Origin of the sequence: Nonomuraea sp. NPDC049129, assembly GCF_040648495.1 — a bacterium.
GTDB lineage: Bacteria > Actinomycetota > Actinomycetes > Streptosporangiales > Streptosporangiaceae > Nonomuraea.
Genome location: NZ_JBEZDU010000001.1, coordinates 1094532 through 1118825, shown reverse-complemented (window position 1 = coordinate 1118825; position 24294 = coordinate 1094532). Strand labels below are relative to the sequence as shown.

Here is a 24294-nt window from a genome sequence, read left to right as displayed (position 1 = left end):
ATGTTATCTGCTGTCCCGGCGGAACGACTCCAGCGCCAGCAGCGCCACGTGCAGGGACAGGCACGACTCGACGTCGTCCAGGTCGGTGTCGAGGATGCGTTCGAGGCGGCGCAGCCGGTCGTAGAAGGCGGGCCTGGACAGGTGGGCCTTCTGGGCGGCCACCGCCTTGTTGCGCCCCGCGTCCAGGTAGATGCGCAGGATGCGGGCCAGGTCGCCGCCCCGCTGCGCGTCGTGCGCCAGCAGCGGTCCGAGCTCCCGCTCGGCGAACGTCTGCAGCCTGGCGTCGTCGCGCAGCAGGTGGAGCAGCCCGCGCAGGCGCAGGTCGGGCAGCCGGTAGAAGGCCCGGCCGTCGGGCTGCCGGACGGCCACGTCGGCCACCTGCTCGGCTTCGAGGAAGCTGCGGCGTACGTCCCTGATCGACTCCACCACCGAGCCCGAGGCCAGGACGAACGCGGCGCCGGGCTTCCACAGGACGCGCAGCCGATCGGCGAGCGCCGTCAGCGCGGGCTCGGCGCCCGAGCGTGGGGGCAGGGGGAGCAGGACGCCGACGCGGTCCTGGTCGAGCGCGCCCACGAGGGCGGGCAGCCGGGCGTCGCGGCAGGCGGCGGCGGTGGCCTCGGCCAGCTCGCCGAGCTGCGCCTGCCCGTCGAGCGCCTGCTCGACGGGCTCGGTCGGCCGGATGACGACGCTGACCAGCTTGCGCCCGGTGAGCGGCACGCCCACGGCGCGGGCGCGGGCGGCGGCCTCGTCCGGATCGGCGTAGGCGTGGGTGAGGATGCCGGTGATGATCGTGCCGTGCGCCTGGCGTTCGAGGGACTCCTGGTGGCGTTCGAGCAGGCGGCCCAGGGCGAGCGTGGTGGCGGCGCGCTCGGCGAGCACCAGGTCGCGGGGCGACGGCGGGCGCTCGCAGATCAGGATCAGCCGCCCCCAGTCCTGTCCGCGCGCGCCGACCGTGGTGACCAGCCAGCCGGAGGCGGCGTCGTAGGCGGTCCGCTCGGCCGGTGCGACCGCGCGTGACCTGCTCTCCCAGCCGGCCAGCAGCGCGCCGGCGTCGCGGCCCGCGGACTCGCAGGCCAGCACCTGGTGGGCGAGGTTCTCCAGCAGGACCGGGCGGCTGGACAGCCGGGCCACCTGGACGAGCACCTCGGCGGGCGAGGCGCCCTCCACGGACAGCTCGGTGAAGACCTCGTGCAGCTGCTCGGAGGCGCGCAGCTCCTCCAGCTGGATGTCGATGATCCGCTCGTGTACGGACTCGGTGATCTGCACGAACGGCGTCTCGCGGGTCAGCACGATCAGCGGCAGCCCGTGCTCCTCCGCCGTCTTGACCACCGCGCGGGGCAGTTCGCGGACGAACCGGCGGCCCAGCTCGACGATCAGCCCGGAGGCGCCGACGGCGGACAGCTCGCCGATGTAGTCGGCGAGCTTCTCCGGGTCCTCGGGCAGCGCCACTCCCGTGGTGAGCACCAGCTCCCCGCCACGGAGCAGGTGGGCGATGTCGACGATCTCGCCGACGTGCACCCACCGCACCTTGGTGTCCAGCCGGTCGCCGCCCGCGACCACGCGCGGGTTACCGCGGCGGACGGTGTCCAGGGCGAGGACGTCGGCGATGGTGGGCAGCACGCGCCCGAGCCTAGCCGATCAGCCTGTAAGATCGGATAGGTACCCATTTACAGAGTGCCGGTCACGAGCCCAGTTCGTCCTCTCTGAACTCCTGGGCGGCCGCCCGCTCCCGCAACTCCACTCTCCGGATCTTGCCGGAGATGGTCTTGGGCAACTCACCGAACTCCAGCCTGCGCACGCGCTTGTACGGCGCCAGTTCGCGCCGCGAGTGCTCGAAGATGGAGCGGGCCGTCGCCTCGTCCGCCTCGAACCCGGGCGCCAGCGTCACGTAAGCCTTGGGTACGGCCAGCCGCACCGGATCGGGCGCGGGCACCACGGCCGCCTCCGCGACGGCCTCATGCTCCAGGAGGACGCTCTCCAGCTCGAAGGGTGAGATGCGGTAGTCGGAGGCCTTGAAGACGTCGTCGGTCCTGCCGACGTAGGTGATGTAGCCGTCTCCGTCACGGGTCGCGACGTCGCCCGTGTGGTAGTAGCCGCCCCGCATCGCCTCACTAGATCCACCGACATATCCGGACATGAGGCCGAGGGGGCGGTCGGTCAGCGGCAGGCAGATCTCGCCGTCGTCGCCCACCTCGCCGGTGATCGGGTCGAGCAGCACGACGTCGTAGCCGGGCAGCGGCCGGCCCATCGACCCCGGCTTGACCGGCTCATCGGGTACGTTGCCCACCTGGGCGGTGGTCTCGGTCTGGCCGTAGCCGTCCCTGATCGTCAGCCCCCATGCCTTGGCGACCTGGTCGATGATCTCCGGGTTGAGCGGCTCGCCCGCCGCGACGGCCGTACGCAGGGGCAGCCGCCAGGCCGCCAGGTCCTCCTGGATGAGCATCCGCCACACGGTGGGCGGCGCGCAGAATGTGGTGACCCGCTCGTCGCGCAGCACCTCCAGCAGGGCGACGGCGGAGAAGCGCTGGTAGTCGTGGATCAGCACGGTGGCGCCCGCGTTCCACGGCGCGAACACGTTGCTCCACGCGTGCTTGGCCCAGCCGGGCGAGGACACGTTGAGGTGCACGTCGCCGGGCCTGAGCCCGATCCAGAACATGGTCGACAGGTGGCCCGCCGGATAGGAGGCGTGCGTGTGCTCGACCAGCTTGGGCTGCGAGGTCGTGCCCGAGGTGAAGTAGAGCAGCAGCGTGTCGCCGGCCCGGGTCGGCCCGTCGGGGGAGAAGTCCGCGGCCGCCTCGCGGGTCTCGGCGTAGGGCAGCCAGCCGTAGGCGTCGCCGACCGCGATCCTGGTGTAGCCGCCGTCGTCGAACTTGCCCGCGTCTGAGGCGTTCGCGATCACATGGGAGACGCCGCCGCGTTCGACGCGCTCGACTATGTCCTTGGCGGTCAGCAGTGTCGTGGCCGGGATGATCACCGCGCCCAGCTTCATGGCCGCCAGCAGCGACTCCCATAGCTCGGCCTGGTTGCCCAGCATGAGCAGGATCCGGTCGCCCCGTCGTACGCCCTGCTCGCGCAGCCAGTTGGCCACCTGGTTGGAGCGGGCGGACAGCTCGGCGAAGGTGTAGGTGACCTTGCCGACGATCTTCAGCGCGACCGCGTCGGGGGTCTCGGCGGCCAGGACGCCGTCGAACCAGTCGAGCGCCCAGTTGAAGTCCGTCAGCTCCGGCCAGCGGAACTCGCGGCGAGCCGTCGGATAGTCGGCTTCGAGGAGGAGGTCACGTGCGGCACGGAAATCGCTCATGTTCGGGATCCTGCTACGTCACCAGCCGCCTCTCAAGGCCGTCGAGCACCGACACGAGGCCGAAGTCGAAGCACAGCTCGCGCATCGCGCGGGGATCCTCGTAGTTGGCGGTGTTGATCGCGTCCGAGAGGTCGGGGTAGTCGGCCGCGGCCTTGGCGACGGTCTGGCGGAGCTCGTCCCCGTCGTAGTCGTAGCCCGCCATCGCGGTGTCCCAGGCGACCTCGGGGATCGTCATGCCGAACACGAAGGCGGTGAGCGTCGCGTTGGCGTAGTCGATGTCCGCTCCGGTGAATCCGGCCAGCTTGAACGTCTTGCGCGTCTGGTCGGAGATCATGAGCGCGTTGGGCCCCAGCGCCGGCAGACGGCCGATGAGGTCGGCCGACCACCGATGCCGCAGGATCACCTGGCGCATGCTGTGGGCCATGACCGAGGCGGCGTCCCGCCAGCCCACCTCCTCGGGGTCAGGCGCCATCATCTCGCCCCAGATCTCGTCGTAGACCAGCTCCAGCAGCTCGTCCTTGTTGGCCACGTACCAGTAGAGGCTGGTCGCCCCCGCGCCGAGCTTCGCCCCCAGCTTGCGCATGCTCAGCCCGGCCAGGCCCTCGTCGTCGAGCAGCTCTATGGCGGCCGCGACGATCTCTGCGCGGCTGCGACCGGGGCCGGGGCTGGCCGGCTTGCGCGGCTCGCGGAACCACACGGAGTTGTACTGCTTGCTGGTCACGCCTCCAGGATAATTCCACTCGCACACTGTACGAGGCTTGTCGTACAGTGTGCGAGTGGAATCGAACACTGTGCGAGATCCCCGTCGTTGGTGGATTCTCGGCGTCCTCTGTCTGTCACTCCTGGTCCTGGTCGTCGACAACACTGTCCTCAACCTGGCCATCCCCAAACTGATCAAGGATCTGGGCGCGAGCCCCGGCGACATCCAATGGATCATTGACGCCTACGTGCTGGCCTACGCCGGTCTGCTGTTAACCGCGGGCAGTCTGTCCGACCGGTTCGGGCGCCGGCGGTTCCTGATCATCGGCCTGCTCTTCTTCGGCGGCGCGTCGCTGCTGGCGGTGCTGTCGTCCGAGCCGTGGCAGGTGATCGGGTCGCGGGCCCTCATGGGCATCGGCGGGTCGCTGCTGATGCCCTCGACACTGTCCATCCTGATGACCGTCTTCGACGAGGAGGAGCGGCGCAAGGCCATGGCCGCGTGGAGCGCCGTCGCCATGGTGGGGGTGATCGCGGGCCCCACGCTGGGCGGCTTCCTGCTCGACCACTACTGGTGGGGCTCGGTCTTCCTGCTGAACATCCCCATCGCGCTGATCGCGGTCGTCGCCGCCGTGACACTGATGCCGGAGACCCGCAGCGCGGGCCGGAAGATCGACCCGGTGGGCGTGGTGCTGTCGATCATCGGCCTGACCTCGGCCGTCTATGTCATCATCGAGCGCGAGTGGAACCCGGTCGGCATCGCCATCGCCGTGGTCGCGCTCGGCGCGTTCGTGATCTGGGAGCGGCGGTCGGACCACCCGATGCTGCCGCTCGAACTGTTCAGGAACCGCAACTTCAGCGGGGCGTCGTTCTCGATCCTGCTGATGTCGTTCGGGGCCGGCGCCGTGATGCTGATGCTGACGCAGTATCTGCAGTTCGTGCTCGGTTACGGGCCCATGCAGGCCGGTCTGGCGCTGCTGCCGTACGCCATCGCCGCGACCGTCTTCAACGTGGTCGGCGCCGGACTGGGCAAGAAGGCCAGCAACCGGGTGCTGATCTCCACAGGGCTGGTGGTCATGTGCGGCGGTTTCGTGGTGCTCGCCACGACCACCGGCTACGTCGCGGTGCTCACCGCGCTGCTGATCATGGGCGTCGGTGGCGGCCTCGCCGGGCCCGCGGCCTACGCGTCGCTGATGGGGGCCATCCCCATGGAGCACGCGGGGGTCGGCTCCGCGCTGAACGACACCGTGCAGCAGGTCGGCATGGCCATGAGCATCGCCATCCTGGGCAGCGTGCTGGCCGGGGTGTTCACCTCGGCGATGCCCGCCGACGCGCCCGAGGCGGCCAGGGAGTCGATCGGCGGCGCCTTCAACCTGGGCATCGTGGAGCCCGCCCGCGCGGCCTTCACCGACGCGATGCACTTCGGCTCCTGGGTCGGGGCCGGGTTCTGCGTGGCGGCCGCGCTGCTCGCCCTCGCGGTGCTGCGGCCGGCCGCTCCCGCAGTCACCGCCGACACCACCCAGTCCGCCCCGGTCTAGCGGATGCGGGGCTCGCGCATGGCCTCCAGGCTGTCCAGTTTGTGTGTCCGCTCGTCGTGGCCGACCTGTCGCAGCAGGTCGGCCACCGAGTGGTAGCGGCCGTACTCGGCGGCGTAGGTGCCCGGGTCGGGGACGAAGTCCAGGCCGGGGTTGTCCGCCACGAACGTCATGTACTCGTGCTCCGCGTGGTCCTCGAACTCCGCGTTCAACCGGTAACTCCAGTCGGGCCGGACCAGGAACAGCACCCACGACACGTGGTAGTAGAAGAACGAGATCAGCCACGGCGCCGCCTTGTGCAGCAGCCAGTTCTGCTTGAGGCCGTGTCGCTGGACGAGGTCCTGCATGATCAGCAGGTGCCACTGCTCGTTGTCCTGATCGGTGCGGGCCTCCACGATGCGCTCGAAGACCCGCCTGGCCAGGCCCGAGCGGCCCGCGTGGCGGTGCACCGCCCAGTAGCCCATGCGCTCCCACGCCTGGTACGGCACGCGGGCGATGATCTCCAGCATGGCGAACTTGGTGAAAGAGCCCTGCTTGCCGTACATGAGGTCGACGGGCTTGAACATCATCTTGGCCAGCAGGCTGTACTTCATGCGCGGGGTGTCGAGCGTGTCCCGCTCGGCGCGGAGCAACTGCTCGCGGTCGAGCTTCGGCGGGCCGGGGTGCACGTCGGGCCGGTGGTCCACGGTGATGGTCATGTCCGCTCTCCCTGAGTCTTCTTCGGTGATGACTCGATGGTGGGGGAGCGGGGGGTGGCCGGTCGTCGGCCGCCGGTGGGCAATCGTGGTGCCCTCGCGGGCGTAGCGATCAAGGCGGTCGTACGCCCGCGGGCGGACGGGAGATCCCCTAGGGGATCTGCCCGGGCTTGTCGACGATGCCGGACCTCAGCTCGGCGGACGCCCAGAAGCTGCCCGCCTCGAAGGCCGGCTCCGGTGCCTTGCCCGGCATGGTGATCCACTCGTCGCGGTTCCAGATCGTGCGACGGCCGAGCAGGTGGTAGGTCGCCGGATCGAGGACGAGGTACTCCGTGGTGACCTGCTGCCCCTTCGGCTCGTAGTAGACGCCGATGCCCAGCCGGTCCTCCGCGTCGGGGACGTCCACGGCGATCTTGACGCCGGGGATCCTCGCCATGGCCCGGAAGATCGCGGCCTCGAGCTTCGGCGGCATGACGGCCTGCTGCTCCAGGTAGACCGAGAGGACCCGATACGCCCGGTCGTCGGCCGGCTCGCCGGCGCCTGGGTCCTCTTTCGGCAGGTCGCTCCAATGCCTGTCGCGCGAGACCTTCGCGAGCAGCTTGTCGGGCTCGGTCGGCAGGGCCGTCAGCCTGTCGTGGTACTTCTGCGGCGAAAGGTCGTCGTCGTCCGGGTCCGGCGGGACATCGGAGACCTTCAGCTCGCCGTCCAAGAAGTCGGCGCGGCGCTTTCCGTCGTATCTGAACCAGCTCTCTTGGGTGGTCACGCGGCCGTCGCCGGGCTGCACGACCTTGGACTTGGTGTAAACCCACTGGTCGGGGCGCGGAGTCGAGGAGGTCTTGTTCTCGACCGCCGTGGCCGCCTGCTCCAGCAGCAGGAGGCTGCCCGGGCGCATGCTGGGCGCCGGACGCGTGGGACGGCTCTCGTGGGCGGGCCCGGCGAATGTCAGCGCGACCACCAGCCCGGCCGCCAGGGTCCCGGCGAGCAGCGCGCGCCTGGCGAGGGGCCGCCACAGCCGGCGCCGCTCAGGAGGCGAGACCGTCGCGGTCGTGGCCGAGGTGAGGCGGTCGCGCAGGGCCGCGAGCCGGGCCGCGTCGGGCTCCGGCGCGTCCGCGCGTAGCCCCTGGAGCAGGTTCAGGTCATCCACGGTCGGCCTCCTCGTCGGTGATCGCGGTGGGGTCGACGCCGCCCAGCGCGGCGCGGGTGCGTTTCCTGGCCCGGTGCAGCCGGGAGCGGACGGTTCCGAGGGGGATGTCGAGCGCCCTGGCGACCTCCTCGTAGCTGAGCTGCGCCCAGGCGACCAGCAGGAGCACCTCCCGGTCGTCGGCGGAGAGCGCGGCCAGCGCCTCGGCCAGCTCCCGGTGCACGGCCGAGGCCGACACGCGGGCCTCCACCCGGTCCGTGTAACCCTCCGCCACCTCGTCGATCCCGGTCCTGGCCAGCGCCAGGTAGGACCTGACCTCCCGGCGGCGATGGTGGCCGATGAGGTTGGCGGCCATGCCGTACAGCCAGGGGCGGGCATCGGCGCGCCCGGGGTCGTAGTGTTCGCGCCGCCTGAACGCGGCCAGGAACGTCTCCGCGACGATGTCGTCGGCCAGCGAGTCCCCCAGACGGCGGGTGACGTAGCGATGTAAGGCGGGCGCGTGCCGGTCGAACAGCGCGGCGAAAGCGCCCGGATCGCTGTGGGAGCGCCGGATCACCTCGGCGTCGTCCATGCCGCTCAACACCGCGCCGCCGTCGGCCGACTCTGTTTCCACAACCACCCGGTACTCCCGTCGCCGATACTGTCAGCCCCTTTCACCCGATACCGCGATATGAGTTCTCGGGAGTTGTAAGTCCTTATGTCCTGACATATGGTCGAAGTCGGCGCAGGAATCTGCATGACACCATGTAAGGGGATTTGGTGTCGTGTGGACATGTTGGAGGTGGGTGCGACGATGACGAGCCGGGATACTCGAAGCATGTCGGAGCTTCTCGCCCGCCACCGGGCAGTGATCCCCAACTGGGTGGCACTCAACTACAACGAGCCGATCGAGATCGTCAGTGGCAAGGGCAATCGCGTCGTCGACGCCGATGGCAAGAGCTACCTCGACTTCTTCGCCGGCATCCTCACCAACATGATCGGGTACGACGTGCCCGAGGTGCGCGAGGCCGTCGAGCGTCAGCTCGCCACGGGAGTCGTCCACACCAGTACGGTCTACCTGCTGCGCGGCCAGATCGAGCTGGCGGAGAAGATCGCCAGGCTCTCCGGCATCCCCGATGCCAAGGTCTTCTTCACCAACTCCGGCACCGAGGCGAACGAGACCGCGCTGCTGCTGGCCACCTACGCGCGCAAGAGCGACCAGGTGCTCGCCATGCGGCAGAGCTACCACGGCCGCAGCTTCGGCGCGATCAGCGTCACCTCCAACCGGACGTGGAAGAACAACTCGCTCTCCCCGCTGAACGTGCACTTCCTGCACGGGGCCGACCGGCACCTGACCCAGTTCAAGGGTCTGTCGGACGCCGACTACATCGCGGCCTGCGTCGACGACCTGCGCCACGTGCTGGCCACGGCCGTCTCCAACGACGTGGCGGCGCTGATCGCCGAGCCCATCCAGGGTGTGGGCGGGTTCACGATGGCCCCCGACGGGCTGTTCGCCGCCTACAAGGAGGTCCTGGACGAGCAGGGCATCCTGTTCATCTCCGACGAGGTGCAGACGGGCTGGGGACGCACCGGCAGCGCGTTCTTCGGCATCCAGAACCACGGCGTGACGCCCGACATGATGACCTTCGCCAAGGGCCTGGGCAACGGATTCGCGGTCGGTGGCGTCGTGGCCCGCGGCGACCTGATGGACAGCCTGCCCGCCGTGGGCCTGGCCACGTTCGGCGGCAACCCGATCTCCATGGCCGCCGCCAACGCCACGCTCGACTACGTGCTCGACCACGATCTCCAGGCCAACGCCGCCAGGACCGGCAAGATCATCGCCGATGGCCTGCGCGCGGCGGCCGAGCGGCTGCCGATCATCAAGGCCGTGCGCGGCAAGGGCCTGATGTTCGCCGTCGAGCTGGAGAGCCCCGCGCAGGCCGCGCGGTTCATGGAGGAGACCAAGAAGTCGGGCCTGCTCGCGGGCAAGGGCGGCCTGTACGGCACCGCCATCCGCATGGCCCCGCCGCTCACCCTCACGGTGGACGAGGCCACCGAGGGCCTCAGCATCATCGTGCACGCACTGGAAGTCATCAACGCAGAGGCAGCGACGCAGTGAAGTTTGTCAAGCACTGGATCAACGGAGCTCTGACGGACGGCGACAGCCGTACCCAGGAGATCTTCGACCCGTCGACCGGCGAGGTCAGCGGGCACGTCGCGCTGGCCTCGGCCGCCGACGTCGACGCGGCCGTGGCCGCCGCCGTGGCGGCCTTCCCCGCCTGGCGGGACGCCTCGCTGACCAAGCGGGCGCAGGTGCTGTTCCGCTTCCGCGAACTGATGTACGCCCACCGCGACGAACTGGCCGCGCTCATCTCGGCCGAGCACGGGAAGGTGCACTCCGACGCGCTCGGCGAGGTCGCTCGCGGCCTGGAGGTCGTGGAGTTCGCCTGCGGGATCCCGCACCTGCTCAAGGGCGGCTTCTCCGAGGGCGTCTCGACCCGGGTCGACTCCTATTCGCTGCGCCAGCCGCTCGGGGTGGTGGCCGGCATCACGCCGTTCAACTTCCCGGCCATGGTGCCGATGTGGATGTACCCGATCGCGATCGCCTGCGGCAACGCGTTCGTGCTCAAGCCGTCGGAGAAGGACCCGTCCGCGTCGCTGCTCATGGCGCGGCTCTGGCAGGAGGCCGGGCTGCCCGACGGCGTCTTCAACGTCGTCCAGGGCGACAAGGTCGCCGTCGACCAGCTGCTGGAGCACCCCGACGTGCGCGGCGTCTCCTTCGTCGGCTCGACCCCCATCGCCAAGTACGTCTACGAGACCGGCACCAGCCACGGCAAGCGGGTGCAGGCGCTCGGCGGGGCCAAGAACCACATGCTCGTCCTGCCCGACGCCGACCTCGACCTGGTCGCCGACTCGGCCGTGTCGGCGGGCTTCGGCTCGGCCGGCGAGCGGTGCATGGCGATCTCCGTCGTGCTGGCCGTCGACCCGGTGGGCGACGAGCTCGTCCAGAAGATCGTCGAGCGCGTCGACAAGCTGGTGATCGGCCCCGGCTCCGACCCCAGGTCCGAGATGGGGCCGCTGGTCACCGAGGCGCACCGCGACAAGGTCGCCTCCTACCTCGACCTCGGCGTCGAGGAGGGCGCCAAGCTGGTCGTGGACGGCCGGGACACGCGTGTCGAAGGCGGCGGCAAGGCGTCGGAGACGCCCGGCTTCTGGCTCGGCCCGACCGTGCTCGACCACGTGCCGGCCGGCTCGCGGGTGCACACCGAGGAGATCTTCGGCCCGGTCCTGACGATCGTCCGCGTCGGCTCGTACGAGGAGGGCCTGCAGCTCATCAACGGCGGCGCGTACGGCAACGGCACCGCGATCTTCACCAACGACGGCGGCGCGGCCCGGCGCTTCCAGAACGAGGTCGAGGTCGGCATGATCGGCATCAACGTGCCGATCCCGGTGCCGATGGCGTTCTACAGCTTCGGCGGCTGGAAGGCGTCGCTGTTCGGTGACACGCACGTGCACGGTACCGAGGGCGTCCACTTCTACACCCGCGGCAAGGTCGTCACCTCGCGCTGGCTCGACCCGTCGCACGGCGGCGTGAACCTGGGCTTCCCCACCAACGGGTGAGCGATCTCCACCGGGGAGGGACGCGCCAGGCGTCCCTCCCCGTCGTGTGCCCGATAAACTCCAGCACACGGACGAGGGAGGAACGTGGATCGCCGCATACCTGCCATGGCGCTGGCCATGACGGCTCTGATCGCCAGCATGGGGGCGGCGGTCCCATCGCCGAAGCAGACCCCGTCCCCGACCCCCACCCCGTCGGCGAGTCCGACGCAGGGCGACGGCACGCTGCAGATCCTCACCTACCGCGGCTACGCCGAATACGGCGGCACCAGCCCCAGGGTCAACTGGGTGGGCGACTTCGAGAAGACGACCGGCTGCCGCATCGCCCGCCTCGACACCGTGCAGACCGCCGACGACATGGCGACGTACGTCGACCAGCGCTCCTACGACGTGATCTCGGCCGGCCCGGTGCTGGCCGCCTCGATGATCGAGCGCAGGCAGGCGCAGCCCATCGATCCGGCCAAGGTCACCGGTTACGACGACCTGACCAAGCGTTTTCGCGACATGACCAAGGTGTCGGGCAAGGTCTACGGCGTGCCGTACCTGTGGGGGTTCCACGAGTTCCTTTACGACTCGACCAAGGTCAAGGACGGCGGCCTCAAGCAGGTCTTCCAGTCGGACCGGGTGTCGCTCAAGGAGGGCCCGCTGACCATCGCCGACGCGGCGCTCACCGACGGCAGCGTGGACGACCCCTTCGAGCTGACCAAGAGCCAGCTGGACCGGGCGATGGCGCTGCTGAGCGAGCGCAAGGGCCGCACTTACTGGAAGAACCCGCTCGAACTGGTCAAGGGCTTCGCCACGGGCTCGCTCGACTACGCCCAGGCCACGCCGTACTACCGCCTGCTCCTGCAGAAGGCCGGCAAGCCGATCAAGGCGGTCAGCGCGCGCAAGATGACCGGCTGGCTCGACTCCTGGATGCTCGGCGCGAACATCCCCAACACCGACTGCGCCTACCGCTGGCTGAGCTGGATGGCGGCGCCGTCGGCCCAGCGTGACGCGGCCGCCTGGGTCGGTCTGGCGCCGGCCAACCCCAAGGCGTGCAAAGGGCGGGCCAAGCAGATGTGCGACGCGTACGGAGCCGACAAGCCGAAGTGGCTCGACCGGGTCGCCTTCGCCGCTCGGCCGCCAGGGGGTTGCCGGGGATCTGAGGGGGAATGCACTGATTACGCCACATGGAGCAAACAGTGGGGCACACTGGTGAATTGAGCGGGGGCTGCTTTACCCACACATGACTTTCGCCGCAGGCTCGCCCCGTCCCCCCGCTGGGCCGTGCCTGCAGAGACGCCCCGGGCCTCCCCCCGCTCCGGGGCGTCTCGCTTTTCCGGAGGACTGGCCGAGAATTCGACTGAATGACCAGTCAGTGAGTATGTTCTGGTCATGAGAATCCTTCTGGTCGGCGCCGGCGGCGTCGGCTCCGCTGTCGTGCCCATCGCCGCGCGCCGAGATTTCTTCGAACACATCGTGGTCGCCGACTCCCAACAGAGCCGGGCGGCGCGAGCCGTCGCCGGCGTGGACGATCCCCGCTTCAGCGCGATCAGCCTCGACGCCGCCGATCGGGCGGCGGTGGCGGCGGCGCTCCGGGAGCACCGGTGCGACGTGCTGTTCAACGCCGTCGATCCGCGGTTCACGATGCCGCTGTTCGAGGCGGCGCTGGCGGCCGGGGCGGACTACCTGGACATGGCGATGTCGCTGTCCAGACCGCACTCCAGCCGGCCGTACGAGATGCCGGGGGTGAAGCTGGGCGACGAGCAGTTCGCGCGCGACGAGGAGTGGCGGGCGCGGGACCGGCTCGCGCTCGTCGGGATGGGCGTGGAGCCGGGGCTGGCCGACGTGTTCGCCCGCTACGCCGCCGACCACCTGTTCGACGGCATCGACGAGATCGGCGTCAGGGACGGCTCGAACCTGGTCGTGGACGGCTACGACTTCGCGCCGACGTTCTCCATCTGGACGACGATCGAGGAGTGCCTCAATCCGCCCGTCGTCTGGGAGGACGGGCGGTGGCACACGACCGAGCCGTTCAGCGAGCCCGAGGTGTTCGACTTCCCCGAGGGCATCGGCCCCGTGGAGTGCGTGAACGTCGAGCACGAGGAGGTGCTGCTCGTGCCCCGCTGGATCCCGGCGAAGCGGGTGACGTTCAAGTACGGGCTGGGCGAGGAGTTCATCGGCGTGCTCAAGACCCTGCACAAGCTCGGGCTGGACAGCGCCGACAAGATCAGGGTGGGCGGTGCCGACGTGGCGCCGCGTGACCTGGTGGCGGCGAGCCTGCCCGACCCGGCGACCCTCGGTGACCGGATGCACGGCAAGACGTGCGCGGGCACCTGGGTGAAGGGCGCCGGCAAGGACGGCGGGCCCCGCGAGGTGTACCTCTATCACGTGGTCGACAACGCCTGGTCGATGCGCGAGTACGGCTCGCAGGCCGTCGTCTGGCAGACCGCCGTCCACCCCGTGGTCGCGCTGGAGCTGCTGGCCCGCGGTGCCTGGAAGGGCACGGGCGTGCTGGGGCCGGAGGCATTCGACGCGGTGCCGTTCCTCGACCTGCTGACCGAGTACGGCTCGCCCTGGCGGATCCGCGAGGCGGCCGCCTGACGCCGTCTCCAGCGCGCGGAAAAGGCTCTGACGCGCGGAAAGGCTCTAGCGCGTTGGGAAGGCGACCACTGTGGCCATCGGCGCCGGGATGAGCGCTTCGGCGCAGTCGCCGCAGGCCAGCACGGGAGAGTCGTCGGGGAAGCGCCCGACGCGGACGCGCGGCCTGGGCCACCTCTTGTGGCAGACCACGCAGGCTTCGCCCTCGAGCTGTGCCCGGCTCAAACCATCAGGGTCGAACGTCAACATTCTCTGTGCCGTTCCTGTCGGACCCCAGTTCATCATGCTCCCAGCAGCGGTCGGCCACTCGTATACCGGATCCGTTATAAGCCCGGGGGCGCTCCTGATCGTCTAGGGCAGCGTCAAGCCCGGGTGAATTCTCTACCCGGCTCGCACGCCTTACACCTACAAAAACGGGCATCCAGCCACAAGCTGGATGCCCGTTTCGCGCGTTTCCTACAGTTCAGCGAAAGCTTTCTCCAGGATGCCGAGACCCTCCTCAAGCAGGTGCTCGGGCATGACCAGCGGCGGCAGGAAGCGCAGCACGTTGCCGTACGTGCCCGCGGTGAGCACCAGCAGGCCCTCCGCGTGGCAGCGCCGGACGACCTCGGCGAGCGCGGCCGGGTTCGGCTCCTTCGTGCCCGGCTGGACCAGCTCGACGGCGATCATCGCCCCTCGGCCGCGCACATCGCCGATCACGTCGAAGCGCTCGCGCAGCGCGTGGAGGCGGGGGAGCATGATCTCGCCGATGCGGCGGGCCTTGGCGACCAGGTCCTCCTCGGCGATGGTCTCCAGCACGCCCAGCGCGGCCGCGCAGGCGACCGGGTTGCCGCCGTACGTGCCGCCCAGGCCGCCGGAGTGCACCTTGTCCATGATCTCCGCGCGGCCGGTGACGGCGGCGAGTGGGAGGCCGCCCGCGATGCCCTTGGCGGTGGTGATGAGGTCGGGCACGATGCCCTCGTCCTCGCAGGCGAACATCTGCCCGGTACGGGCGAAGCCGGTCTGCACCTCGTCGGCGACGAACACGATGCCGTTGTCCCGGCAGAACTCGGCGATCCTCGGCAGGAAGCCCTTGGCCGGCTCGATGAACCCGCCTTCCCCGGCGATCGGCTCGATCACCACGGCGGCGACGTTCTCGGCGCCGATCTGCTTGACGATCATGTCGATGGCCTGCGCGGCGGCCTCCTCGGCGCAGTTCTCCGGGCCCGTCGGCCAGCGGAACGGGTAGGCCAGCGGCACCCGGTACACCTCCGGCGCGAACGGGCCGAAGCCCTGCTTGTAGGGCAGGTTCTTGGCCGTCAGCGTCATGGTCAGCAGCGTGCGGCCGTGGTAGCCGTGGTCGAACACGATGATCGCCGGGCGGCCCGTGGCGTGCCTGGCGATCTTGACGGCGTTCTCGACGGCCTCGGCGCCGGTGTTCAGCAGGACCGTGCGCTTCTCGTGGTCACCGGGGGTCAGCTCGTTGAGCTTCTCGCATACCTCCACGTACGACTCGTACGGGGTGACCATGAAACAGGTGTGGGTGAAGTCGGCGACCTGCTCCTGGACCCGCTCGACCACCTTGGGCGCGGCGTTGCCGACGCTGGTCACGGCGATGCCGGAGCCGAAGTCGATCAGCGAGTTGCCGTCGGCGTCCTGGACGACGCCGCCGCCGGCGCGCGTCACGAACACCGGCAGCGCGGTGCCGATGCCCGGGGGCACGGCGGCCTGCTTACGGGCCAGCAACTCCTGCGATTTCGGGCCTGGGATCGCGGTGACGAGACGACGCTCCTGCGGAATGCTCATGCGCCCGACGCTACGCCGGGCGCCCACCTGGTCCGATGCGTCGATATGTCACACTGGAGTGCCCGTCTTTGCCGGAATGGACAACTCGTATGGCGCCTTCGCTGCGGACCGTGGTGCGACGGACAGGGCTGCGGCCGCTGGCCGGCACCTTGGACTCGGTCGTGCGCTGGGTGGCCGTCAGCGAGCTGGAGGATCCGACACCCTACCTGGAGGGCGACGAGCTCCTCCTGACCACGGGTATGCGCCTGGAAGGCGACTTTTCGCAATATGTCGCCCGCCTCGTGGCACGTGGCGTGGCCGGGCTCGCCCTCGGCGTCGGGCTCTCGCACGAAGAGGTGCCGCCCGCGCTGCTGGCGGCGGCCACGGCGGCCGGGTTGCCGCTGCTGGAGGTGCCGCGCGAGACGCCGTTCATCGCGGTCGGCAAGGCGGTCAGCGACCTGCTGGCCGCCGAGCAGTACGACGAGATCACCCGCGCCTTCGCCGCCCAGGGCCGCCTCACGCGGGCCGCCCTGCGGACCGAGGGCCCGTACGCGGTCATCGACCGGCTGGCCAAGGAGGTCGGTGGCTGGGCCGCGCTGCTGGACGAGCACGGCGAGGTACGCCACGCCACCCGCGCCGCCAAGGCCGAGGCGGCGGCCCGCGAACTGGCCCGGCTGCGCGGCGAGCACGGTGTCTGGCGGGGCGGCGGGGCCAACGGGCGGCCGCCCGCGAGCCTGGCGCTGTCCGGGCCGGACGAGCACGTCGTCCTGCAGCCGCTGGGCGGGGGGCCGAGGCCGCGCGGGTTCTTCGTGGTCGGGGCGTCCCGGGCGTTCTCGCCCGTCACGCAGACGGTCATCAACGCGGCCGGATCGCTGCTCACGCTGGCCGTCGAGCAGGGCGGCGCCCAGCGGGAGGCCGAGCGCCGGGTGCGCTCGGCCGTACTGGGGCTCCTGCTGGACGGAGGTATGGGGGAGGGGCGCGCGGGGCCGGCCTGTGTGGAGCGGGCGCGCGCGGTGCTGGCGCCGCTCGGTGGGCGGCTGCCGGAGGAACCGGTGGTCGTGCTGGCGGTGGCGGGCGACGCGCTCGACGCGGTGGAGCCGCACGCCTTCACCGCCCACGTCCCTGAAACCGCCCACGTCCCTGAAACCGCCCGCACTAACGAAGCCGCCCGCATTCCCGAAGCCGCCCGCACTAACGAAGCCGCCCGCCTCCCTGATGCCGCTCCGCTCGGGTTGCCGGTCGTGGTGCTGGTGGCCGCGGCGGAGGCCGAGAAGGTGGCCGCGCTCGCCGAGGGGACCGTCGGGATGAGCGCGCCCAGCGCGTACGGTGAGCTGCCCGGCGCGCTCGACCAGGCCCGGCGGGCGTTCGAGAGCGGCCGTGACGGCCTCGTCAGGTTCGCCGACCTCGCCGGCCAGGGCCTGCTCACCCTGCTCGACCCCGCCGCCGCCCAGGCGTTCGCGGCGGCGCTGCTCGCGCCCCTCGCCAGGTACGGCTCGCGGGCCGACCTGGTCGAGTCGCTGCGCGCCTACATCGGCAGCAACGGCCACTGGGACGCGGCGGCCCAGCGGCTCGGCATCCACCGCCACACGCTCCGCTACCGCATGAAGCGGGTCACCGAACTGCTGGGCCGGGACCTGGACGATCCCGGAGTGCGAGCCGAGCTCTGGATCGCGCTGGCGGCTACTTCTTCTGCCTGTCCACCAGGTAGCAGCAGATCGTCGCCGTCGTGACCGCCTCGTAGGTGCGGCCGTCGCGCAGGTGACCGGCCCGCTCCAGGCTGATCGCGCCCTGGGCGGCGGCCCACAGCGCGTCGGCGATCTTGCGGGGCTGGGTCGGGACGAGGTACCCGGCGGAGATGCAGTCGGCGATCACCCGGTCGAGGATGTTGAGCGCCGCGCGGGCCAATGTCCTGGCCCGCTCGCTGGGTTCGAAACCGGGGATCGCCCGCTCGAACATCAAGCTGTAGTAGCCGGGCTCGGCCAGACACGCCTGACGGTAGGCGGGGCCGAGCGCGGTGAGGTTCTCGAGGGCGTCCCGCCGCTGCGGGACCGCGTCCAGAAAGCGCCGGAAACGCTCGAATCCCTCCAGGTAGAGGGCCTCCGCCAGCCCTTCCCTGTTGCCGAACATCGTGTAGATGACCGTCGTCGTGCAGCCGGCCTCCGTGGCGATCCTGCGCATGGTCAAGCTCTCGGGGCCGTCGCTGAGCAGCAGGTTGACCGCGACGTCGAGAAGCCGGGAACGCAGCTCGTCATGGGTGGCCCGCTCACCGAGCAAGTAGGCGCCTTGGAGCCCGAGAGGCGCCGAGGAGGTCATGGGGCCACGCCTTTCTGCGTCGGGGGCCCGCCGCGCTGAGGACCCGCACACGATGACTTAGCCAGCCGGGAGAAAGTTCAAACCGCCCTGCATGGTAAACATCCCGAATTAGGTCTACTTCTGTTACATCCTGGGTAGGCAAGGGAGGTTGTACTTAACGGTGAGGTCTGGTGGGGGTCTTGTGCACGGTGGTGTACGTCCCCGATCGTGGCCTTGGCATAACGTCGAGAACATGGACGTGCGTACCTTCTGGCTCGCGGGCCGGCCAGCCACCGGCGACTCCCAGCTCACCGTGACCAATCCCCACGACGGTCGCGACGTCGGCCGCTATTCCGTGCCGACCGACGCCCAGGTCGAGGAGGCCGTCGCGGCCGCCCACGCGGTCGCCGGACAGGCCGCCGCGCTCCCCGCGCACGTACGCGCCGAGGCGCTGGCCCATGTCTCGCGCCGCATCGCGGAGCGGGCCGATGAGATCGCCCACCTGATCACCGCCGAGAACGGCAAGCCGATCTTCTGGGCTCGTGGCGAGGTCACCCGCGCGATCGCCACCTTCCGCTTCGCCGCCGAGGAGACCCGCCGCTGGTCGGGCGGTGTGCAGCGGCTCGACACCGAGCCCGCCGCCGCCGGGCGCCTGGCGTACGTCTCCCGTCTGCCGTACGGGCCGGTGCTCGCGATCACGCCGTTCAACTTCCCGCTGAACCTGGTCGCTCACAAGGTCGCGCCCGCCATCGCCGTCGGCGCGCCCATCATCGTCAAGCCGGCGCCGGCCACGCCGCTCACCTCGCTCCTGCTCGGCGAGCTCCTGGCCGAGACCGACCTGCCCGCCGGGATGTTCTCCGTGCTGCCGGTCGAGAACGAGCGCGCCTCCGTTCTGGTGGCGGATCCCAGGCTGCCGGTGGTGTCGTTCACCGGCTCCGCGCCGGTCGGCTACGCGATCGCCGACCAGATCCCGCGCAAGCACGTGACGCTCGAACTCGGCGGCAACGCCGCGGCCGTCGTGCTGAGCGACGCCGACCTCGACTGGGCGGCCCAGCGCGTCGCCTTGTTCTCCAACTACCAGGCCGGTCAGAGCTGCATCGCCGTGCAGCGGGTGATCGTCGAGCAGCCCGTCTACGACGCCTTCGTCGAGCGCCTGCTCCCGGCCGTCGGCGGGCTCGTGACCGGCGATCCGGCCGACGAGAAGACGCAGGTCGGACCGCTGGTCTCGGTCCACGCCGCCGAACGCGTCGAGCAGTGGGTCCAGGAGGCGGTCGACGGGGGCGCCCGCGTGCTCGCGGGCGGCACCCGCGAGGGCGCCACGTACGCGCCCACCGTCCTGGCCGACGTGCCCTCCGACGCCAAGGTCCTGCGCGAGGAGGTCTTCGGGCCGGTCATGGTCCTGCAGCCGGCCGCGAACATCGACGAGGCGTACGCGATGGTCAACGACTCCAGGTACGGCCTCCAGGCCGGAGTGTTCACGCGGTCGCTGGACGCGGCCTTCCGGGCCAACCGGGAGCTGGAGGTGGGTGGCGTGATCATCGGCGACGTGCCGTCGTACCGGGCCGACCAGATGCCGTACGGCGGCGTGAAGGACTCCGGCGTCGGCCGCGAGGGTCTGCACTCGGCGATGCAGGACTACACCTACGAGAAGGTCATGGTGCTGACTGGCCTGTCGCTCTAGCTACGCCCGCTGGGCCGTGTCGAACAGGGCCTTGGCGGCGTCGCCGAAGTACGGGCCGTACATGGTGCGCTGGTCGTCGCTGTACTTGAAGCTGCTCAGCGACGTGATCTCGCCGGTGCCCGTGGCGGGGTCGAAGCCGGACAGCCACGGGCCGCCGCTGGAGCCCGCCGTCATGTCGCAGCCCAGGCCCTGGTCGCGGGTCTGCTTGTAGGGGTCGCCGTGCAGGCGGCCCGCGCAGTAGACCAGGTGCTCGCCGTCGTAGGGCGGGTCGGCCGGGAAGCCGAAGCCGAACGTCTGGCCGCCGCGCGCGCCGTTGAAGGCGATCTGCTGGCCGCCGACCACGTCGGTGACGTGCTGGCTCTCCGCGGTCGTCAGGGCCACCATGCCCACGTCGTAGCTGTCGTCGGCGGAATGCGCCCACGGGCCGGTGACGAACATGCGGCGGGCGGCGTACTGGCCGTAGGGGTGGCCGCCGCCGTCGCGGTAGCCGGGCACGAATTGCCAGTTGGCCGCCCACTCGCCGGTGCCGTCCTTGACGCAGTGGCCGGCGGTGACCACGAGGTCCCTGCTCGCGCTCTTGACCGTGCTCGCCGAGCACACGAAGTCGATGCCGCTGACGGTCAGGAAGACGCGGCCGGTGGTGCGGGTGACCGCGCCGCCGGTCAGCCAGCGGGAGCCGGACGTGGTGGTCAGGGGCCGGGCCGACTGGAGGCGGGGGACGGGGATCCTGGCCTTCTCGCTCTCGCGGGTCACTTTCTCGCCGGTCAGGCCGGGTGCGGCGGCGATCCCCGTCTTCTTGGCGAGGCCGCCCAGCAGGCCGTCACGCTTGGTCACGATGCCGAGCATGTCGATCGGCAGGGCGTCGGCCATCCGGGCCGGGGTCCAGTAGTCGAGCACGCGCCGCTGCTCGGCGGGGCTGCGGGCGGCCACGTGCTCGACCACCTCCGTCCGCTTGGCCGTGTGCACGACCTGCTTGGCGACGCGATGGGCGGGGTCATGGTGCTGGGCGGGCATGGCGCCGATGAGCGCGGGGCCCATCAGCCCCGTGACGAGCGGTACGGCTGTCAGCAAGGGGATGCTCAGGCTCATGACCCCCGAGTCTGCACCACAAGATGTGTTCTTGTGACTACTTTCGGTGAACGGCTTCAGAGGGCGTTGGTGCTCTGGGCGGCTTGGTAGACGGCTTGGGCCTCTGACCCGAAATAAGGGCCGAACATCCATTTAGCGGCGAAGTTGTATTTGAAGCTGTTGACGGAGTTTTGCGTGCCGAGGCCGGTCGTTTCATTGAAATTCTGGAACCATGGACCGCCGCTCGAACCACCAGTCATGTCGCAGGTCAAACCCTGATCCTTGGACATCAGGAAATCGTCGAACGCGCGGCCGCTGCAGTAGGTCAGCTTCGAGCCGTCGTACGGGGCCGCCGCCGGGTAGCCGAAGGCGTACATCTGCTGGCGCCGCGCCTGGTTGAACGCCACGCCCTGGCCGCCCACGACGTCGGTCAGCGCCTTGCCCTGCAGCGGCGCCACCACGGCGGCGGCGACATCGAAGTCGATGTCCTCGCCGGCGTTCCACTGCGGGGTGGTCAGCAGCTTGGTGGCCGCCCAGGTGCCGTTCGGGCGGCTGCCGTTGTCGTATCCGGGGACGAACACCCAGTTGGTGTGGAAGGCGCCGCCCATCTTGACGCAGTGGCCCGCGGTGAGCACCACGCTCTTGTTGGCGCTGGTCACGGCCGAGCCGGAGCAGGAGGCGTTGCGTCCCTGGTAGGTGAAGAAGACTCGGCCGGTCGTCTTCGTGATCGCGCCGCCGCGGGTCCAGGCGGAGCCGCCGCTGTTGGCGGCCTGTGCGGCATTGCCCGGCGCGCTGGTGGGCGGGATCGTGGTGGGCTCGCCGGGGGTGCTCATGGCCAGTTTGGCCTGCTTCTTGGGCGCGGGCGCGTCGAGCGGCTGGGCCGCCTCCATCTTCTGCGGGGTCCAGTACCGCAGGACGGTCTGCTGCTCGGAGGTGGAGTCGGCGGCCGCCTTCTGGGCGGGCTTGGGTCCCGACTGGGCCTGCGCGAGCCCGGCCGGGAGCAGGGCGCCCCCGGCGGTGAGGGCGAGGATGGAAAGCAGAGCGACTCTGCGGTGCATTACGTACCTCCCAAATCCCGGATCTGAGGTTGGAAGGTAGCGGCCCCAATATCCCGATTTCTCGGGATTTGCGCATACGGATATGGGGATATTTGGGCGTTAATGTACTGGAATATCTGGAGTCACAGGCGTTGCCATATTCAGGGACGGGGGAGCCGCGTGCCGGGTCGCTTCCGGCAGCGGGGACAATGGACGGGTGCACGCAGACACCCTCCGCTCCGTCGTCGTCCTCGGCTCCACCGGCTCGGTCGGCACCCAGGCACTAGATGTCATCGGCACCGATCCGGGCAGGTTCAGGGTCGCCGGGCTCGCGGCCGGTGGCGGGAAGGTCGAGCTGCTGGCCGAGCAGGCGGCCGAGCACGGCGCCGAGGTGGTGGCCGTGGCCGATGCCGACGCCGTACCGGCGCTGAAGGAGGCGCTCGCGGCGCGCGGCGCGAGCCCGGTGGTGCTCGCCGGCCCCGAAGGGGTCGCGGAGGCGGCGGCGTGGCCGTGCGACACGGTGCTCAACGGCATCACCGGCGCGCTCGGCCTGACCTCCACGTTGGTCGCGCTGAAGGCGGGCCGGACACTCGCCCTGGCCAACAAGGAGTCACTGATCATCGGCGGGCCGCTGGTCAAGCGGCTGGCCGCGCCGGGGCAGATCCTGCCCGTCGACTCCGAGCACTCGGCCGTCCAGCAGTGCCTGTGGGCCAGTGGTCCCGACGGTCACCGGCCCGAGGCGGTCAAGCGGCTGGTCATCACCGCGAGCGGCGGGCCGTTCAGGGGGCGCAAGCGCACCGACCTGTTCGACGTCACGCCTGAAATGGCCCTCGCGCACCCCACCTGGTCCATGGGTCCCATGATCACCATCAACTCGGCCACCCTGGTCAACAAGGGGCTGGAGGTCATTGAGGCGCACCTGCTGTTCGACATCGGCTTCGACCGGATCGAGGTCGTGGTGCACCCTCAGTCGATCATCCACTCCATGGTCGAGTACATCGACGGCTCCACCATCGCCCAGGCCAGCCCGCCCGACATGCGGCTGCCCATCGCGCTCGCGCTCGGCCACCCCGAGCGGATCGCGGGCGCCGCGGCCCCCATCGACTGGACCCGGGCCCAGGAGTGGACCTTCGAGCCGCTCGACGACGATGCCTTCCCCGCCGTCGCGCTGGCCAGGCACGTCGGCACCGAGGGCGGCACCGCGCCCGCCGTCTACAACGCGGCCAACGAGGCGTGCCTGGAGGCGTTCATCGGCGGCGGCCTGCGGTTCCCGGCTATCGTCGACACGGTCGCCAAGGTCGTCGAAGAGCACCGGGTGACCCCCGCGGACTCGGTCGAGGAGGTGCTCGCCGCCGACGCCTGGGCTCGCACCCGCGCGAGCGAGCTCGTACGGGGCGCGGCCGGCGGATGAGACCTGGGACGGAGCTCACAGCCCGGCAGTCCCACGGGCTACCTACACTGGATACCGTTACCGAAACTCAAGGGTTGAAATGTCTTCTGTAGCACTCGGCATCCCCACGGTCCGTCCCAAGCCGCTCGCCCAACGCCGGCACTCCCGCCAGATCATGGTCGGCGGCGTCCCGGTCGGTGGCGACGCGCCGGTCTCCGTGCAGTCGATGACCACCACGGTGACCGCCGACATCAACGCCACCTTGCAGCAGATCGCCGAGCTGACCGCCTCGGGGTGCCAGATCGTGCGGGTGGCCGTGCCGTCGCAGGACGACGCCGACGCGCTGCCCGTCATCGCCCGCAAGTCGCAGATCCCGGTCATCGCCGACATTCACTTCCAGCCGAAGTACGTGTTCGCGGCCATCGAGGCGGGCTGCGCGGCGGTACGCGTCAACCCCGGCAACATCAAGAAATTTGATGACAAGGTGGGCGAGATCGCGCGGGCGGCGGCCGATCACGGCGTGCCGATCCGCATCGGCGTCAACGCCGGCTCGCTCGACCCCCGGTTGCTGCAGAAGTACGGCAAGGCGACCCCGGAGGCGCTGACCGAGTCGGCGCTGTGGGAGTGCTCGCTGTTCGAGGAGCACGGGTTCCGCGACATCAAGATCTCGGTCAAGCACAACGACCCCGTCGTCATGATCAACGCGTACCGGCTGCTGGCCGCCCAGTGCGACTACCCGCTGCACCTGGGCGTGACCGAGGCCGGTCCGGCCTTCCAGGGCACCATCAAGTCGGCGGTCGCGTTCGGCGCGCTGCTGGCGGAGGGCATCGGCGACACCATCCGCGTCTCGCTGTCGGCGCCGCCGGTCGAGGAGGTCAAGGTCGGCACGCAGATCCTGGAGTCGCTCGGGCTGCGGGAGCGCGGGCTGGAGATCGTCTCGTGCCCGTCGTGCGGGCGGGCGCAGGTCGACGTCTACACGCTGGCGGAGCAGGTGCAGGCGGGGCTCGAGGGGCTGAAGGTGCCGCTGCGGGTGGCCGTGATGGGCTGTGTCGTCAACGGGCCGGGGGAGGCCCGCGAGGCCGACCTGGGCGTGGCCTCGGGCAACGGCAAGGGGCAGATCTTCGTCAAGGGCGAGGTCGTCAAGACGGTCCCGGAGTCGCAGATCGTCGAGACCCTGATCGACGAGGCCCTGCGCATCGCCGACTCGATGGGCATCGCGCTCGACGGCGAGCCTGAGGTTGTCGTCGGCTGATTTAAAACTCATATTTTTTTACGGCTCAGCCCGGTCGGCCCCAGACGCCGACCGGGCTGAGCTCTGTCCAGGGGCACGCTCCTCCGGTGAAGGTGGCGCGCCGCCGTGACGTGCGCACTCTTGGCCAGTGGCGGGGCAAACCGGGCACCCCGGCCGCCCGGGAGTGGATTACGGCGGGCAATTGGGCGATTACAGAATGGTAAGCGTTCTTCCATACCCAGCGTCATGACTCGGTTACTCAGAGACCATCGGTCTGCCAATC

The 24294-nt window shown here is 70.2% G+C and carries 20 protein-coding genes; 9 read left to right on the top strand and 11 right to left on the bottom strand.

Going from position 1 to position 24294, the window contains the following annotated elements:
- Window positions 1-3 precede the first annotated feature (3 nt).
- From AB0B64_RS04980 to AB0B64_RS04970, 3 genes are all read right to left on the bottom strand, one after another.
- On the bottom strand, window positions 4-1620 hold the full coding sequence (locus AB0B64_RS04980; protein WP_358174747.1) for a PucR family transcriptional regulator ligand-binding domain-containing protein: 1617 nt from the start codon (window positions 1618-1620) through the stop codon (window positions 4-6).
- Window positions 1621-1681: 61 nt separating this feature from the next.
- Window positions 1682-3301: an AMP-binding protein gene (locus tag AB0B64_RS04975; protein ID WP_358174744.1), complete on the bottom strand. Its 1620-nt coding sequence runs from the start codon at window positions 3299-3301 to the stop codon at window positions 1682-1684.
- Between the two features lie 13 nt (window positions 3302-3314).
- Window positions 3315-4022: a TetR/AcrR family transcriptional regulator gene (locus tag AB0B64_RS04970; protein ID WP_357946409.1), complete on the bottom strand. Its 708-nt coding sequence runs from the start codon at window positions 4020-4022 to the stop codon at window positions 3315-3317.
- Between the two features lie 55 nt (window positions 4023-4077).
- Between AB0B64_RS04970 and AB0B64_RS04965 the strand changes: the two genes are divergently transcribed.
- Window positions 4078-5535 (top strand): MFS transporter, encoded by a 1458-nt coding sequence (locus tag AB0B64_RS04965; protein WP_357946411.1) that lies wholly within the window; start codon window positions 4078-4080, stop codon window positions 5533-5535.
- Here AB0B64_RS04965 and AB0B64_RS04960 read toward each other — a convergent pair.
- The 3 genes from AB0B64_RS04960 to AB0B64_RS04950 form a co-directional block, all read right to left on the bottom strand.
- Window positions 5532-6230: an alternative oxidase gene (locus tag AB0B64_RS04960; protein WP_357946414.1), complete on the bottom strand. Its 699-nt coding sequence runs from the start codon at window positions 6228-6230 to the stop codon at window positions 5532-5534. The genes AB0B64_RS04965 and AB0B64_RS04960 overlap by 4 nt on opposite strands.
- Window positions 6231-6378: 148 nt before the next feature.
- The gene (locus AB0B64_RS04955; protein ID WP_357946416.1) at window positions 6379-7371 is read right to left on the bottom strand and encodes a CU044_5270 family protein; all 993 of its coding nucleotides are present in this window, start codon (window positions 7369-7371) and stop codon (window positions 6379-6381) included.
- A complete protein-coding gene (locus AB0B64_RS04950; RefSeq protein WP_357946418.1) occupies window positions 7364-7987 on the bottom strand; it encodes an RNA polymerase sigma factor in 624 nt (207 codons plus the stop codon). The genes AB0B64_RS04955 and AB0B64_RS04950 overlap by 8 nt, the downstream gene beginning before the upstream one ends.
- 198 nt (window positions 7988-8185) lie before the next feature.
- Here AB0B64_RS04950 and AB0B64_RS04945 point away from each other — a divergent pair, with 198 nt between their 5' ends.
- The 4 genes from AB0B64_RS04945 (at window position 8186) to AB0B64_RS04930 (ending at window position 13551) form a co-directional block, all read left to right on the top strand.
- Window positions 8186-9466: an aspartate aminotransferase family protein gene (locus AB0B64_RS04945; RefSeq protein WP_358174742.1), complete on the top strand. Its 1281-nt coding sequence runs from the start codon at window positions 8186-8188 to the stop codon at window positions 9464-9466.
- Complete coding sequence (locus AB0B64_RS04940) at window positions 9463-10968, top strand: CoA-acylating methylmalonate-semialdehyde dehydrogenase (RefSeq protein WP_358174739.1); 1506 nt, start codon at window positions 9463-9465, stop codon at window positions 10966-10968. The genes AB0B64_RS04945 and AB0B64_RS04940 overlap by 4 nt, the downstream gene beginning before the upstream one ends.
- Window positions 10969-11052: 84 nt before the next feature.
- On the top strand, window positions 11053-12171 hold the full coding sequence (locus tag AB0B64_RS04935; RefSeq protein ID WP_358174736.1) for an extracellular solute-binding protein: 1119 nt from the start codon (window positions 11053-11055) through the stop codon (window positions 12169-12171).
- 171 nt (window positions 12172-12342) lie between these two features.
- Window positions 12343-13551 carry a saccharopine dehydrogenase C-terminal domain-containing protein gene (locus tag AB0B64_RS04930; RefSeq protein ID WP_358174733.1) on the top strand — a complete coding sequence of 403 codons (1209 nt, stop codon included), beginning with the start codon at window positions 12343-12345 and terminating at the stop codon, window positions 13549-13551.
- Between the two features lie 45 nt (window positions 13552-13596).
- Here the strand turns inward: AB0B64_RS04930 and AB0B64_RS04925 are convergent, their stop codons facing one another.
- Both AB0B64_RS04925 and gabT read right to left on the bottom strand, forming a co-directional pair.
- A complete protein-coding gene (locus tag AB0B64_RS04925) occupies window positions 13597-13773 on the bottom strand; it encodes a hypothetical protein (protein ID WP_358174730.1) in 177 nt (58 codons plus the stop codon).
- 231 nt (window positions 13774-14004) lie between these two features.
- Window positions 14005-15333, bottom strand: a complete 1329-nt coding sequence (gabT, locus tag AB0B64_RS04920) for a 4-aminobutyrate--2-oxoglutarate transaminase (RefSeq protein ID WP_357946432.1) — start codon at window positions 15331-15333, stop codon at window positions 14005-14007.
- A gap of 89 nt (window positions 15334-15422) precedes the next feature.
- Here gabT and AB0B64_RS04915 point away from each other — a divergent pair, with 89 nt between their 5' ends.
- Window positions 15423-17042: a PucR family transcriptional regulator gene (locus AB0B64_RS04915; protein WP_358174728.1), complete on the top strand. Its 1620-nt coding sequence runs from the start codon at window positions 15423-15425 to the stop codon at window positions 17040-17042.
- On the opposite strand, the gene AB0B64_RS04910 is transcribed toward AB0B64_RS04915, so the two are convergent.
- Window positions 16993-17625, bottom strand: a complete 633-nt coding sequence (locus AB0B64_RS04910) for a TetR/AcrR family transcriptional regulator (protein ID WP_357946438.1) — start codon at window positions 17623-17625, stop codon at window positions 16993-16995. The two genes, AB0B64_RS04915 and AB0B64_RS04910, sit on opposite strands and share 50 nt — an antisense overlap.
- 232 nt (window positions 17626-17857) lie before the next feature.
- On the opposite strand from AB0B64_RS04910, the gene AB0B64_RS04905 reads away from it, so the two are divergent.
- Window positions 17858-19285, top strand: a complete 1428-nt coding sequence (locus AB0B64_RS04905) for an aldehyde dehydrogenase family protein (protein WP_358174725.1) — start codon at window positions 17858-17860, stop codon at window positions 19283-19285.
- Here AB0B64_RS04905 and AB0B64_RS04900 read toward each other — a convergent pair whose 3' ends face one another.
- Together AB0B64_RS04900 and AB0B64_RS04895 are read right to left on the bottom strand one after the other, a co-directional pair.
- Window positions 19286-20374, bottom strand: coding sequence for a hypothetical protein (locus AB0B64_RS04900; protein WP_357946444.1), 1089 nt, complete (start codon window positions 20372-20374; stop codon window positions 19286-19288).
- Between the two features lie 56 nt (window positions 20375-20430).
- Window positions 20431-21411, bottom strand: coding sequence for a trypsin-like peptidase domain-containing protein (locus AB0B64_RS04895; protein ID WP_357946447.1), 981 nt, complete (start codon window positions 21409-21411; stop codon window positions 20431-20433).
- A 196-nt stretch (window positions 21412-21607) separates the two neighbouring features.
- Between AB0B64_RS04895 and dxr the strand changes: the two genes are divergently transcribed.
- A complete protein-coding gene (gene dxr / locus AB0B64_RS04890; RefSeq protein WP_358174722.1) occupies window positions 21608-22801 on the top strand; it encodes a 1-deoxy-D-xylulose-5-phosphate reductoisomerase in 1194 nt (397 codons plus the stop codon).
- A gap of 79 nt (window positions 22802-22880) precedes the next feature.
- Complete coding sequence (gene ispG / locus AB0B64_RS04885) at window positions 22881-24032, top strand: flavodoxin-dependent (E)-4-hydroxy-3-methylbut-2-enyl-diphosphate synthase (RefSeq protein WP_357946451.1); 1152 nt, start codon at window positions 22881-22883, stop codon at window positions 24030-24032.
- The last annotated feature ends 262 nt before the right edge of the window (window positions 24033-24294 follow it).